The organism is Planktothrix sp. (assembly GCF_046067725.1).
Lineage (GTDB): Bacteria > Cyanobacteriota > Cyanobacteriia > Cyanobacteriales > Microcoleaceae > Planktothrix.
In genome coordinates this window covers 1-13,269 of record NZ_JBJUDF010000107.1, presented here as the reverse complement: position 1 = coordinate 13,269, position 13,269 = coordinate 1, and the positions used below count along the sequence as shown (strand labels likewise).

The window sequence follows — 13,269 nt, the reverse complement described above, 5'->3', positions numbered from 1 at the left end:
TACAGATAACATTTATGACTAGCAAGTTCCGTCAATCCGGTTATCATCCGATTCGCAAGCTAAAAGTGATCTTAGCAGGTCTTCATATTGCGATCGCAACGGAGTTTAGTGTTGCTTACAAAGTCATTTTATCTGTCATCGTCTTAGTTTTTGCTCTAATTTTTCGACAATGGCGGGATTTAATGTTGATTGTTTTAGCGACGGGGCTAATGTTGATCGCTGAATTATTCAATAGTAGTATTGAAGGTTTATGTGATTTTTTGGAAAAAGAGTATGATGAGAGAATTCGCGCTATAAAAGACATTTCTGCTGCGGCTGTTGGTATCAGTATTTTAATTTGGGCGGTGGCTTTAATTTTTGAAATTAGTTATCTGTGGTCGTTATTTTGATAAAATTTTTCAAACAACCACACATCATCTCGATCATATTTTAATTGAAAATCAGGATGATTTTGTAAACGTTTAACTAACCCAATGACTAATTCAGGAGAACTCGGCCATCCGGGGTGACGTTGGTTTAATAAGACGTATTGAAAGGGTTGTAAATCGAGGTTTTCTCGTCCTTGAATAGCGAGTTCTAAACGAGGACGATGGGTGAGATGGGGGGCAATTTTATCAGTTGTTAATACGTTATCCTGGGTTTTAATATAGCTGAGGGCTTCCCGTGTTGCTTGCCAATTATCCAGGGTTGTTAAATATTTAGAGGTAAAATAACCATATTTTGCTAAGGAGAAAAAGGCAATTAACGACCATAAAATCATCCATTTTCGCGGTTTAAACAATCCTTCACCATGAGCTAAATTATCAATGACTGCTAATATCAGAAAGGGTAAAATCGCTAAGGAATATTGTTGCGTTAAGTTCTTCATTTGTGGATTTTCGGCTAACAAATTTAAAAATAAAATCGGTGCGGCACAAATTAGGGGGGTTAAATGTCGCCCCCACAGCCCCCAAATTAAAGGAATTAAGAGTAAAATTAAATATTCTAAATTAGCTAAAGTTAAAATTTTACTTAAAACTAACCCCGGTTTTAAGATAATATTTAAGGTAATTTCGGGTAAAGAATTCCCCAGAAAACTATAAACTCCAACGGCGATGGGGGGTGCTTGGGAAAAGTGGGGGATAATGAATTCTGTAGAGAGGAAAAACCACAAAAATCCTAAAATGATTGAAACAAGAGCATAACGGGGTTTTTTCTCAAAGATGAATAACCAAACTCCCATGGAAATTAAAACTAAAGATAAAACTTCTTTACAGCCTAAAATAATAATAATTGAGAGAATAAACCCTAAAAAATTCTGATTTCTAGCATATAAAATCGCATATAAAATAGCGGGTAAGGCGATGACTTCTGGGTGAAAATCAAATAAATTAACATTAAAAATTAATGGATATAACAGATAAACAAAAGCTAAGGTTTGAGCTTGAGTTTCCTTTAATCCCGCTTGTAACGATAGCTGATAAGTTGGTAACGCACCCAAGGATAGGGAAATGGCTTGAATGGCAAATAACCAATGAACATCAGGATAAATTTTATAAAATAAGGCAATAACATACAGAATATAAGCGGCATGATCTCCTAAAATATGTAATCCTCGAAAGGTAACAAAGGGTTTTTGTCCTTGACTAATTAAGTAAATACCATTATCAAAAATCCCTAAATCATAAGCATTTGATTGAAATAAAGCATGACGTAAACTACTAGAAATAAATAAAATCAAACTACTAATAATAATTGCTATTACAACTGGATTATTTTTTATATTTTTAAATATAATATTCATATTTTTAAGATTTTATTTTGTTCATCCAGTCAGAAATAGTTGTAAATTCGGCTTGCTTTTTCAGCCAAATTAGATATTTTTCTAATCGATTTAATAAATGAATTCCTGATAAACGTTTCATGGAATTCGGAAGTTTAAATTTAGAAATATCGGTAAATTCCCAAGGATGAAAATTAAGATTGAGATAGCGATCGCTATCGAGGGTAATTTGAGAGGCGAATTGAATTAAAGGAAAGGGAAGGTTTTTGAAACTTAACCCGAAGAGGGGAAACCGGACAAAGGGTGTTACAGATAGGGGAAGATTGAGTAAATGATTATAATAATGAACGGTGCGACGTTTCCCTTGATAATAATTAGAATTAAAGGAAGAATGGTATTGATATCCTGATGCTAAAATTGCTTGTTCATCAATGATTTGCTGTTCTCCCATACGGAACCCAGAAACCGTTTGTCCAGAGATTTCTTCTAACACTTGTTTAGATTTCCACAAATCTTCCGGGGAGAATTGGGAATGATAAAAACCGTGAGAGGCGATTTCATGGGTTCTTGCGATCGCTTCTATTAATTCAGGATAATGTAAGGCAAAATTTGCTGTTACAAAAAAGGTCGCCCGAATCTTCAAATGTTCCAGTAACGATAGAATATTGCTTAATCCCATTAACGAGATATCAAACTGGACAGAAGGTTTTATTTTCTCCCCATATTTCAGGGGAGCATCAAATTCTTCTACATCAAAATTCAGGAGAATATACTTCGTCATAACACCCTAAAAAATCTAATTAAGCTGTTGTACAATCACTTCAATATTATTTGGATTTCCTCCCGTAATTACCCGATCTTGTCCCATATTTGCCCACGTTAATCGACCCTCAACATAAATTTCTGCTCGAATTCTATAAACCCCATTTTGTTGAATTTGGGCGGGATTATACATCAAAGAAAAGGGAACTGGAACCTGTTGACCCCTTAACGGAATAGTTTGTTGAGCAATATTTCGAGGTGCACGATTTGGATTGGTTGTATCTTGTAACGTTACCACAACTGTTGAATTAGGAGGTAAGGCAATGCGTTGACGATAGGTAACTGTTCCGGTTACTTGTGATTGTTGGGGTCTTTGATTTCCTTGATTTCCTTGATTTCCTGACATTCTCATCACCCGTTCTGAAATGGGTGCTTGATTATTATTAGGTTGAATGGTGAATAACCGAGAGTTCACTTGATAGAATGCTCTTTGAGAATTGCCTGCATAACCATCTCCCTGTCTTTGCACAGAAAAACGGTCAAAAAGTTGACCATTAATATAGCTAACTGCCATGAATAAACCGGATTGTCCTTGACAAATATTAATATGATAATTCTCGGTTCTAAAATAAGCTTCTTGGGGAACGCCTCGACAACCTTGGGTTGCAAAATCTAATTCCCGTTGTGCGAAAGCCGGAGGAATAATATTAATCGCTGATGTTAAAGTTAATAACGTGGACGTCAAGAATAAACGGGCAAGAAATAAACTTCTAGGCTGATTTTGAGTGTGTCTCATTATTTCCCTTTGATTGATCTACCCTTAAGATTATATCATTAGTGTTGAACTTCATTAAATTTTAAGCGACCCAAAGATGTTGAGCAAAGCGAACTGAAAAACTAATGAGTAATACAGTAAAAAATCCCAAGGTGACATAACCCCAACGGCGATGATGAGAAAGCATAACTCCTAAGCCTAGACTAACAGAAACAATGCCATAAGCTAAACGGCTCAGAGAAATTGTTCCTCCAGAGGCTAATAATAAACCTAATGCACAAAAGCCATAATTAACAGCTAATAAGCTGAGTTCATGGCGTAAATACCACAGTAAGTAACCCCCGCCTAAAATAATAGATGTATTCAGGAATGGATCACCTGCAATTAGCCACAAAATAATCAGTAAAACACAAAAACTATAGTCAAATTTTGTCTCTCCTAATTGATGACGATATCGCCATAATAGATAACCTATTATCGCAATTGTTAGCACCAGAAGTGGATGCCAAGGATCAACAATTGTGCCTTGTTTCCAATTTTGAGATCCGATTAAAATTTGCATAATCATTTTTAACCAGCCTTGACTATCAAATCCGGTTTGGCGTTGCCATTGGGTATGTTGAACCGTAATAAAAGCAATCGGATTATTAAATTTTATCCAACAATAAAGACTATAAAAAAGTAAACCTAAACCACTGAATAAGCCGGATAAATAGGCGATCGCAGATTTTTGTTTTTGCCAAGATGTAATTAAAAAAGCGGGAATTAAAGCTAGTCCCGTAATACGAGTTGCCGTCGCTAAACTTCCCCATAAAATTACTTGAGGATATTTTTCTAAATCAAACGCTCTTAAGGCAGCAATACTCAAGCATAAAAACAACCCTTCAGTATAAATAACTGTTCCAAAAATCGATAAAGGACACCAAGCTAAAACCGCCGTAGCCCAACGAGCCGCTTTAGAATTATTAGTGGTTTCAACCCAATTATATAGTAAAACTAAAGCTCCTAAAAATGCTAAATTATTAATTAAAAATCCTGCGATTTCAAAGGGTAAGCCTAAATTCATTAACCCGCGAATTAATAATGGAAATAAGGGAAAAAATGCCACATTTCCACCGGGTTCAGTTTGATTGATCACTTCATATCCAGACGTTGCAATGATTTGATAGAGGGGACTATCCCAAGCGGAAAAAACACCCCAACCCCATTCAGCTTTGACCGCTTGCGGTTGAGAAGGAACCGCAGAAAACCAGGAAACGGCAAACAATGTCAACAGAATGATTGTGCGACTCACTATCCCCATTGTTAAGGCAAAAATTACCCCATTCGATTGACAAAATTTCACCAGAGGCGTTAAAAACTTCATAAATTTTTCAGAACGTTGCTTAAGTTCATGACCAAGATTCATCTCATCTATCCTAAAATAAGGTAAACTATTTTAGATTTTAAATTTTCTCTGATTTCCATGACAAATTCTATTCTTTCGCCTTTACAAAGCCGTTTACTCACAGGGTTACTGATTTTAGTTGTGAGTTGGTTAAGCTTTCAATTTTTGGGCTATGTAGGTGAATTAATCAGTATATTAGTCACCTCTGGATTAATTGCCTTTCTGCTTAACTATGCCGTTGCTAAACTCGAACGCTTGATTCCGCGAGGTTTAGCCGCAGCTTTAGTGTATTTAATTGCCATTTTAACCTTTATTATTGTTGCGTTAACGTTGGTTCCACCTGTTTTCAATCAAGGACGACAATTAATCACCCGATTACCCGAATTAATCGAATCAGGACGACAACAGTTAGCCGAATTTCAAGTTTGGAGTGCTGAACGAAATTTACCCTTTGATGTGGGAATTTTGCAACAGCAAATTTTATCTCGAATTCAAGGAACAATTGAACCGATTATAACCGGAAGTTTAGGCTTAGTTCTAGGAACTTTTAATTGGTTTTTTGATTTAATTTTTATTGTGGTCATTTCCTTTTATATGTTATTAGATGGGGAACGATTATGGAATCTATTAATTACGATTTTATCCCCCCAAATTCGAGAATTTTTAACCGTTTCCTTAGAACGAAATTTGAAAAAATTTGTTTTAGGACAAACCTTACAAGGAATTTTTATGGCGGCTACTTTAACCGTTGCATTTTTAATGCTAAAAGTTCCCTATTTTCTGTTATTTGCGGTTGTGATTGGATTGTTAGAAATTATTCCTTTTGTCGGAGCAACATTAGGCATTGGAGCCGTTACGATTATTGTAGCATTTATTGATTGGTGGATGGCATTACAGGTTGTTACGGTTTCCGTTGCCGTTCAACAAGTCAAGGATAATATTGTTGCTCCTCGAATTATGGGGGATTTAACCGGATTAAGCCCCGTTATTATTTTTAGTGCGTTATTATTAGGAGGAAAAATCGGAGGATTATTAGGATTTATTCTCGCAATTCCTATGGCTGGGGTGATTAAAAGTATTATTGAAGTGGTGGTTGATCCAACTTTACCGCCTCAAACGGGTTCATTCTTTTATAATCCCTTAGATCCAAAAGAAAATATCGCCCCAACGGAAACCTTAGCGTTAAAGGAACAGAAATAGTTAAAAGGGTCAAATTAAATCCCGTAAAATTTCCTAAAATCAACATCTTTTTTTCTGTATTTTTGAGTGAAATAACTGAACTATGAAATGGTGGCAACGACTAAAAACCAATCCTTTAGCTCAATTTGGAGCCGGAATTTTATTGTTATTTTATTTAGTAGTAATTGCAGCAGATTTTATTGCTCCTTATAGTCCTTATGAATCTCAACTGAACGCTTCTTTATTGCCCCCAACTCAAATTTATTGGTATAACCAACAAGGACAATGGATCGGCCCCCACGTCTATCCGACAACCCAAGGCCCGGTAGATATTGAAACTGGAATTCGTCAACTGAATGTGGATAAAACTCAGCCGAGTCCTGTCCGATTTTTTGTTAAGGGAGAACCTTATAAAATATTAGGAATTATTCCCTTTGATCGTCATTTATTTGGAACAATTGGAGCCGCAAAAATTAATCTTTTGGGAACCGATGAACAAGCCAGAGATCAATTTAGTCGGATTGCTTTTGGCGGTCGAATTAGTCTGAGTATTGGATTAGTTGGGATTTTAGTTTCATTTCCCATCGGAATGATGATCGGAGGAATGTCCGGTTATTTTGGGGGGTGGTTGGATACTTTCACGATGCGACTTGTAGAAGTTTTAATGACTATTCCAGGGTTATATTTATTAGTGGCTTTAGCGGGAATTTTACCTCCCCAACTCAGCAGTAGCCAGCGTTTTTTATTAATTGTGGTGATTATTTCTTTTATTAGTTGGGCTGGGTTAGCACGAGTGATTCGAGGGCAAGTTTTATCGATTAAAGAACAACAATTTGTGCAAGCGTCAAAAGCAATTGGGGCAAATTCTTTTTATATTATTATTCGTCATGTTCTCCCCCAAACCGCAACCTATTTGATTATTTCTGCGACCTTATCAATTCCTAGTTTTATCATTGCAGAATCAGTTTTAAGCTTCTTAGGTTTAGGCATTCAACAACCTGATCCGTCCTGGGGAAATTTATTATCCTCAGCAACAAATGCCTCTATTTTAGTGTTACAACCTTGGTTAATTTGGCCCCCAGCGATTTTAATTATTTTAACAGTATTAGCGTTTAATTTATTAGGAGATAGCTTAAGAGATGCCCTTGATCCGCGTAGTATTCAACGATAATTAATTTAACTTTATTCGCCGTATTATTGGGGCTAGGATTGAGAAACTGATTATAAATTTCTCAACCTAAAACCTAACACCCAACCCCAAACGTCTTAAGATTTATGGGAATTTTGTTCTGTGTCTTCTGAAATCGACTGAGATTCATCGGGAGGGTTAGAGAGTTCATCTTTAAACCCCCGGAGACTTTGACCTAAACTTTTTCCAATTTCCGGTATTTTTTTAGGGCCAAAAATTAATAAGGCTACCACCAAAATAATTGTAATTTCCGGCCATCCTAAACCAAACATAATGTTAAGCTCCTTGTCTTGTTTGCCAACTGAGTCACCCTTTATCCTAAACTGATATGCTGAAATATAAACTTGTCATGAGAAAAATCCTACAATGGTGAATAGCGTTTCTGTTTCTATTCGAGAACAACAACACTCCCTAATTCGCCGACTGGCTGACCAAATTGAAAGCAGTTGGAATCAATATCTACAGTTAGAGCCCTACCATCTCCCAGAGGATTTAGGTTATGTAGAAGGTCGCTTAGAAGGGGAAAAACTGATCATTGAAAATAAATGTTATCAAACCCAACACTTTCGTAAACTGCATTTAGAATTAGCTAGAGTCGGTGAAACCCTCGATATTCTTCATTGTGTCATGTTTCCCAGAGTGGAATATGATATTCCTATGTTTGGAGCAGATTTAGTGGGAGGACGAGGACAAATTAGTGCCGCCATTGTAGATTTATCTCCCACCCATTTAGATCATCATTTACCCTTGGCGTATCAACAACAATTACAACCCCAACCGCAACAACAGTTTTCTCAACCCCGTGAAATTCCGACTTGGGGGGATATTTTTTCAGAATTTTGTTTATTTATTCGACCCGCAACACCGCCAGAAGAAACTCAATTTTTAGAGGTAGTCACGCAATATTTAAAAGTTCATTGTGAATACGCAGTGACTCAAACTAAACTTTCAGAAGCACAACAAGCAGAAATGATAGCAGGTCAAAAGAATTATTGTACACAACAACAAAAAAATGATAAAACTCGCCGGGTTTTAGAAAAAGCATTTGGTCAAGAATGGGCACATTATTATATGACAACGGTGTTATTTGATTGGGTAGAAAACTAAAGTTTGAGATCTTCCTAAGTCAATTTTGTAACTTCAGATTGACTGCGTTTTTTACCTTGAGTTTTCCCTTGACTGATATCGTCGGAATAGGTATCGTGGTGTGACGCTTTAGCTCCTCCCGGTCGAGTGGTACGGAAGGTAACATTCACCCCTTCATTAGATTGTTCTAAGACTAACAAAGGAGTGGGTTTTGCCTTTTGATCCCATTCAATATGAACAATTCGTCCTTGGATGGTGGGTTGCCAATTATCATTATCATCCGACGGACTTAAATAGGTTTCTAAACAATCAATAATTTCATTAATGGTTGTTGATGTTGATTGAGTGGGTAATTTCATCAGGCGAATTTGAATGCGGAATAAAACTCGTTTTCTATGATCTCCCGCAATTCCGGTTTCATATTCTACATCAAAGATAGAATCGACTTGACGGGCTGTTCCTGCATTGCTTTGTTCCCCAACAGCCGCTTGAGTCGGACGCAGGGCGATAGAAATTTGTTGTTTAACTTTCATCTTAATTTGCACAATAATCGCGTAGTGAAATACATCTTCCGCCATCCGCATTCTTAAGTAATCTAAGTTAAACTCCCGTGAGTGAATTAAGTCGGGATTTTTCTCCATTTTAGCAATTGTCCCAACCGCTAATTTATATTTTTTTTGTAACTCTTTATTTCTAAAAACCTCTGTCTTGATTTGTTTGTTAAGTGAACGCAGTTTAAGTTGAAAAAAAACGGTAGTGGCTAATAGCAAAATCAACAAAATACCGCTCGCACCCATCCAAATGACATCACTTCCCAGTTTGGCATTTTTAGCGGGAGGTTTTGGCGGTGCGGCTGCGAGCCACGATTGAACCAGGATAATTTGATTAGACATACGTTATAATAACTAAACTGTAAACTCAACTTCTAAAATTCGGGTAAAAACACTCTGAACGGGTTCAGAATGCGTTAAAATAAAAACAGTGCAACAAGTGTGCCTCTGTTGTCTTCTAAGTTTCTGATTGATTGTTTTGAAACTGACCGTGTTTTTTTCCTTTAATGACCGTCAGAAATTCCATCCTTTTGAGAGTGATCAATTTCCGAGCAGGCTATTAAAAGAAACCTTAATAACTCCTGATTTTGTCACAATGCCCCTACTTAACTCTAAGTTATCAAAAATTCTCTTACATTGCCTAGTCTTGAGGCAAAATAAGTGAACAGATCAGGTCAGTTTAATCGGGAAAATTATACTGATTCTATCCTAAACAGTTATGCTGGACAATTCCCAGTCAACAACAAGCTTATCCTTTAGCCTTTAGTTTTGCTCCCCAGTGCAAACCTAATCGATCTTTATACTCTACTGCTATTCTAGCTAAGAGTGTTTCCTGTTCCCTAAATTTCAGTGTTGCGTTGTGACCTACGAACCCTTACACCACAAATATCGTCCCCAAACCTTTGCCCATTTAGTCGGACAAGAAGCGATCGCAACCACCCTCACCAATGCGATCGAGTCTCAACGCATCGCTCCCGCCTATCTCTTCACCGGGCCAAGAGGAACGGGAAAAACCTCTAGCGCGAGAATTTTAGCCAAATCTTTAAATTGTTTAACTACTGGAAAACCCACCGCCACTCCTTGCGGTGTTTGTGATGTTTGTAAAGGCATTACTAATGGATCAACTTTAGATGTGATTGAAATTGATGCTGCTAGTAATACCGGGGTTGATAATATTCGAGAATTAATTGAGCGATCGCAATTTGCCCCCGTTCAATGTCGGTATAAAGTGTATGTAATTGATGAATGCCATATGTTAAGTACGGCAGCATTTAACGCTTTATTAAAAACCTTAGAAGAACCTCCAGATCGAGTTGTATTTGTCTTAGCAACTACCGACCCACAACGGGTATTAGCTACCATTATTTCCCGATGTCAACGGTTTGATTTTCGACGAATTCCGTTAGAATCAATGGTGAAACATTTACAGTATATTGCCCAACAGGAAAATATTAATATTGCTGATGATGCTATTTTTATGGTAGCTCAAATTGCCCAAGGAGGGTTACGAGATGCGGAAAGTTTACTCGATCAACTCAGTTTATTATCCGGTGAAATTACCGTTGAAAAAGTTTGGGATTTAGTCGGGGCGGTTCCTGAACGGGACTTAATGAGTTTATTAGAAGCCATTGATTCAGGAGATACAGCGATTATTTTAGACTGTATTCGTCATCTATTAAACCGAGGACGAGAACCCTTAATTGTTCTGCAAAATTTAGCCGGATTTTATCGAGATTTATTAATTGCTAAAAGTGCTCCTGACCGTCCTGATTTAGTCGCATTAACTCAACCGACTTGGGAAAAATTATGTCAATTTTCTCAGCGTTGGGATAATACGACGATCTTAGCAGGTCAGAAACATTTACGAGAAAGTGAAGCTCAAATTAAACATACCACTCAACCCCGTTTATGGTTAGAAATTACCTTATTAGGGTTACTTCCTGCCGCGTTACAAAAATCCGTTGTTACACAAACGGTTTCTGTTGTCCAAACACCTCAAACAACGGTTCAAACTCCACCTCAATATGTACCTCGTTCAGAACCTCCACAACCGCCACAAACCCCGGTTCATGTTCCTGTTTCCCAACCTCAAGTTCAAGCTGAAATTCCAGCAACTCCCGCAGAACCTCCCATTGTTACTGATACTAATTTAGAACAAATTTGGCAACAGGTGTTAGGGTATGTTCAACCCTTTGGAACCCAACAAATGTTTCGTCAACAAGGTCGTTTAATTCAATATAATGCTGGAGTTGCTATGATTAAAATGGCTTCTTCAACCTTATTAAAAATGGCGCAAACGAAGCAAAAATTATCCAGTTTAGAAAAGGCTTTTCAACAGGTTTTTGGTCATCCGGTTAAAATTAATTTTGATACTGGAAGTGGAATATCTTCTGATCGCATACAAAAAGTTACTTCCCCGTCTCCCTCTTATAGTCCTGTTGAGAATTCTAGGGTTCCTTCTCCAGAAATCTTACCAAATTCTTCAATTAATAATCAAGAACAACAACAAATTTCTTCTTCTGTTGATCAGGATATTCGAGAATCTGATCAAATAGATCGGGTGAAACCGGAAATGGAAACAGGCAAGATGTCTGTTCCACTTGAAAAAGTTGAAAAAGTTAAAGAAAAAGTTGAATTAACTCCTGAAGAAATGGATGCTCAAGCTGTTCTGAAGGCTTCTCAGAAATTAGCTGAGTTTTTCCAAGGTCAAATGATTGATTTAGGAGAAAAACAAACTTCTAAAACCGCTATTTTAATAGACCAAAAAGTTGATATTGTTGACAAAACTGAGGATGATAATTTTATAGAACCTGATGAGATCGAGGAAGATAATTACGATGATTTTTAATAAATGAAGCGGTGCGTACTCAGAGCTTACGCACCCGACTTGAGGCTATTTTTTTAACGGGTAATTTAAGAGTTCTCGCTGTTCTAAATAGCGTTGGGCGACTCGTCTGGCTAAATTACGAATTCGACCAATATAACGAGTGCGTTCTGTTACTGCAATTACCCCCCTAGCATCCAATAAATTGAAACTATGGGAACATTTGAGAACATAATCTAAACTGGGTAAAACTAACCCTTTTTCAATTAATTGTTCGGCTTCCTGTTCATATAAGCCAAATAAGGTAAACAAGAATTCTGGGTTAGACGCTTCAAAATTATAGGTGCATTGTTCAATTTCTCCCTGTAAGTGAACGTCCCCATAATTGATGGTATCTGTCCAAGAAATTTTAGTCATGGCATCAACATTTTGCAGATACATTGCCAAACGTTCTAAGCCATAAGTAATCTCAATGGAAACAGGACGACAATCAAGACTACCACATTGTTGAAAATAGGTAAATTGAGTAATTTCCATCCCATCTAACCAGACTTCCCAACCCACACCCCAAGCACCTAATGTGGGAGATTCCCAATTATCTTCTACAAAACGAATATCATGATCTTCCGGGTGAATTCCTAACAGTCTCAAGGAGTCTAAATACATCTCTTGAATATTATCAGGAGACGGTTTTATTAAGACTTGATATTGATAATAATGTTGAAAACGGTTGGGGTTTTCTCCATAACGGCCATCGGTGGGGCGGCGACAAGGTTCAACATAGGCGACAGACCAAGGTTCGGGGCCAATGGCACGTAAAAAGGTATGGGGATTCATCGTTCCCGCCCCTTTTTCGGTATCATAGGGTTGAGCAATCAAACAGCCGCGATCGCTCCAAAATTGATTCAGGGTGGCAATAATTGATTGAAAATTCACAGGACGCAATATTTTTCTAATGGGTTTAACATTAATCAATTTTACCATAAGTTTTTGGGCATCGATGAAATGCCTTTAAATAGCATAATTAACCCTCCGATCACAATGGCGATCGCTATTCCTCCCATGACTGCATCTAATACCCCTGTATTTTCCATTAACTATTAATCTCCTCCTATTTTCCTAATTTATTTTATCACAATATTAAATCTTAGAAACCGGGTTTCTTTTTGAGATTAATGATTACAAACCTAGATAGTTTCAGAAACCCGGTTTCTGGTACTGCGGCTGCTAAATCTCGACCATTTTCATAAGTTTCTGGTAAAATTTCAGGCAAATAAGGTTTAAGGCTAGGATTATCTTTGAGCAACCTTAAAATATCGCGTCTTTGCACCCGAATGGTTGCTAACCCACTACGACTGCGTTTTGTCGGTTGATATTCCCATTTTAATAAATGAGCCATTAAAATACTGAGTCTGTTTCTTAATTGTTGGCGTTCTTGTCTTCCCAAAGATTCTATTTCCTCAATTAAATTATTGAGATCCAAGTGATGCCATTTTTGTTCACGGAGTAACTGAGTTTGCTTTTTTGTCCAGCCATAGAAATCCTGTTCATATAAACTTTGCATGATTGGTTTTTCCTTAATTTAAGGATATAATAAATTAGCGATCGCTAACTTTAATATATATTTGTATCAAGTAAAATTAATCGACTCATAGCAACCCTTATCAAATTTTAACTGAATCTTCTTCCAGCGCTTGGCGCAAATATTCCCAGGTTTCTGTTTGTTCTGTTTCGTCTCCTTCTTCCATCCATTG

13 protein-coding genes are annotated in these 13,269 nt (G+C 37.1%); 5 read left to right on the top strand and 8 right to left on the bottom strand.

From position 1 onward, the window contains the following. The first annotated feature begins 14 nt into the window (after positions 1-14). On the top strand, positions 15-389 hold the full coding sequence (locus ACKPEB_RS06065) for a diacylglycerol kinase (RefSeq protein ID WP_408963943.1): 375 nt from the start codon (positions 15-17) through the stop codon (positions 387-389). Here ACKPEB_RS06065 and ACKPEB_RS06060 read toward each other — a convergent pair. From ACKPEB_RS06060 to ACKPEB_RS06045, 4 genes are all read right to left on the bottom strand, one after another. Beyond that, on the bottom strand, positions 368-1,783 hold the full coding sequence (locus ACKPEB_RS06060; RefSeq protein ID WP_408963942.1) for a DUF2079 domain-containing protein: 1,416 nt from the start codon (positions 1,781-1,783) through the stop codon (positions 368-370). The genes ACKPEB_RS06065 and ACKPEB_RS06060 overlap by 22 nt on opposite strands. Positions 1,784-1,787: 4 nt before the next feature. Then, positions 1,788-2,543 carry a polysaccharide deacetylase family protein gene (locus ACKPEB_RS06055; protein WP_408963941.1) on the bottom strand — a complete coding sequence of 252 codons (756 nt, stop codon included), beginning with the start codon at positions 2,541-2,543 and terminating at the stop codon, positions 1,788-1,790. A gap of 15 nt (positions 2,544-2,558) precedes the next feature. Next, positions 2,559-3,320, bottom strand: coding sequence for a YbaY family lipoprotein (locus tag ACKPEB_RS06050; protein ID WP_408963940.1), 762 nt, complete (start codon positions 3,318-3,320; stop codon positions 2,559-2,561). A gap of 61 nt (positions 3,321-3,381) precedes the next feature. Then, positions 3,382-4,707 (bottom strand): mannosyltransferase family protein, encoded by a 1,326-nt coding sequence (locus ACKPEB_RS06045; RefSeq protein WP_408963939.1) that lies wholly within the window; start codon positions 4,705-4,707, stop codon positions 3,382-3,384. Between the two features lie 57 nt (positions 4,708-4,764). Here ACKPEB_RS06045 and ACKPEB_RS06040 point away from each other — a divergent pair, with 57 nt between their 5' ends. Then, a complete protein-coding gene (locus tag ACKPEB_RS06040) occupies positions 4,765-5,886 on the top strand; it encodes an AI-2E family transporter (protein WP_408963938.1) in 1,122 nt (373 codons plus the stop codon). A gap of 82 nt (positions 5,887-5,968) precedes the next feature. Further along, positions 5,969-7,036 carry an ABC transporter permease gene (locus ACKPEB_RS06035; RefSeq protein ID WP_408963937.1) on the top strand — a complete coding sequence of 356 codons (1,068 nt, stop codon included), beginning with the start codon at positions 5,969-5,971 and terminating at the stop codon, positions 7,034-7,036. A gap of 95 nt (positions 7,037-7,131) precedes the next feature. On the opposite strand, the gene ACKPEB_RS06030 is transcribed toward ACKPEB_RS06035, so the two are convergent. Next, on the bottom strand, positions 7,132-7,326 hold the full coding sequence (locus ACKPEB_RS06030; RefSeq protein ID WP_408963936.1) for a twin-arginine translocase TatA/TatE family subunit: 195 nt from the start codon (positions 7,324-7,326) through the stop codon (positions 7,132-7,134). 94 nt (positions 7,327-7,420) lie between these two features. On the opposite strand from ACKPEB_RS06030, the gene ACKPEB_RS06025 reads away from it, so the two are divergent. Further along, positions 7,421-8,161 carry a phycocyanobilin:ferredoxin oxidoreductase gene (locus ACKPEB_RS06025; protein WP_408963934.1) on the top strand — a complete coding sequence of 247 codons (741 nt, stop codon included), beginning with the start codon at positions 7,421-7,423 and terminating at the stop codon, positions 8,159-8,161. Between the two features lie 14 nt (positions 8,162-8,175). Here ACKPEB_RS06025 and ACKPEB_RS06020 read toward each other — a convergent pair whose 3' ends face one another. Then, a complete protein-coding gene (locus ACKPEB_RS06020; RefSeq protein WP_408963933.1) occupies positions 8,176-9,033 on the bottom strand; it encodes a hypothetical protein in 858 nt (285 codons plus the stop codon). 517 nt (positions 9,034-9,550) lie between these two features. Between ACKPEB_RS06020 and ACKPEB_RS06015 the strand changes: the two genes are divergently transcribed. After that, positions 9,551-11,539: a DNA polymerase III subunit gamma/tau gene (locus ACKPEB_RS06015; RefSeq protein WP_408963932.1), complete on the top strand. Its 1,989-nt coding sequence runs from the start codon at positions 9,551-9,553 to the stop codon at positions 11,537-11,539. A 45-nt stretch (positions 11,540-11,584) separates the two neighbouring features. Here the strand turns inward: ACKPEB_RS06015 and glyQ are convergent, their stop codons facing one another. Together glyQ and ACKPEB_RS06005 are read right to left on the bottom strand one after the other, a co-directional pair. Further along, positions 11,585-12,451 (bottom strand): glycine--tRNA ligase subunit alpha, encoded by an 867-nt coding sequence (glyQ, locus tag ACKPEB_RS06010; protein WP_408963965.1) that lies wholly within the window; start codon positions 12,449-12,451, stop codon positions 11,585-11,587. Positions 12,452-12,662: 211 nt separating this feature from the next. Next, complete coding sequence (locus tag ACKPEB_RS06005) at positions 12,663-13,079, bottom strand: DUF29 domain-containing protein (protein ID WP_408963931.1); 417 nt, start codon at positions 13,077-13,079, stop codon at positions 12,663-12,665. Positions 13,080-13,269: the final 190 nt, after the last annotated feature.

Bases quoted from the DNA above. Each gene is read 5' to 3' on its own strand.
- ACKPEB_RS06005 (WP_408963931.1), bottom strand. From the start codon at position 13,079: ATGCAAAGTTTATATGAACAGGATTTCTATGGCTGGACAAAAAAGCAA.
- ACKPEB_RS06065 (WP_408963943.1), top strand. From the start codon at position 15: ATGACTAGCAAGTTCCGTCAATCCGGTTATCATCCGATTCGCAAGCTA.
- ACKPEB_RS06040 (WP_408963938.1), top strand. From the start codon at position 4,765: ATGACAAATTCTATTCTTTCGCCTTTACAAAGCCGTTTACTCACAGGG.
- ACKPEB_RS06050 (WP_408963940.1), bottom strand. From the start codon at position 3,320: ATGAGACACACTCAAAATCAGCCTAGAAGTTTATTTCTTGCCCGTTTA.
- ACKPEB_RS06025 (WP_408963934.1), top strand. From the start codon at position 7,421: ATGGTGAATAGCGTTTCTGTTTCTATTCGAGAACAACAACACTCCCTA.
- ACKPEB_RS06035 (WP_408963937.1), top strand. From the start codon at position 5,969: ATGAAATGGTGGCAACGACTAAAAACCAATCCTTTAGCTCAATTTGGA.
- ACKPEB_RS06020 (WP_408963933.1), bottom strand. From the start codon at position 9,033: ATGTCTAATCAAATTATCCTGGTTCAATCGTGGCTCGCAGCCGCACCG.
- ACKPEB_RS06030 (WP_408963936.1), bottom strand. From the start codon at position 7,326: ATGTTTGGTTTAGGATGGCCGGAAATTACAATTATTTTGGTGGTAGCC.
- ACKPEB_RS06045 (WP_408963939.1), bottom strand. From the start codon at position 4,707: ATGAATCTTGGTCATGAACTTAAGCAACGTTCTGAAAAATTTATGAAG.
- ACKPEB_RS06055 (WP_408963941.1), bottom strand. From the start codon at position 2,543: ATGACGAAGTATATTCTCCTGAATTTTGATGTAGAAGAATTTGATGCT.
- ACKPEB_RS06060 (WP_408963942.1), bottom strand. From the start codon at position 1,783: ATGAATATTATATTTAAAAATATAAAAAATAATCCAGTTGTAATAGCA.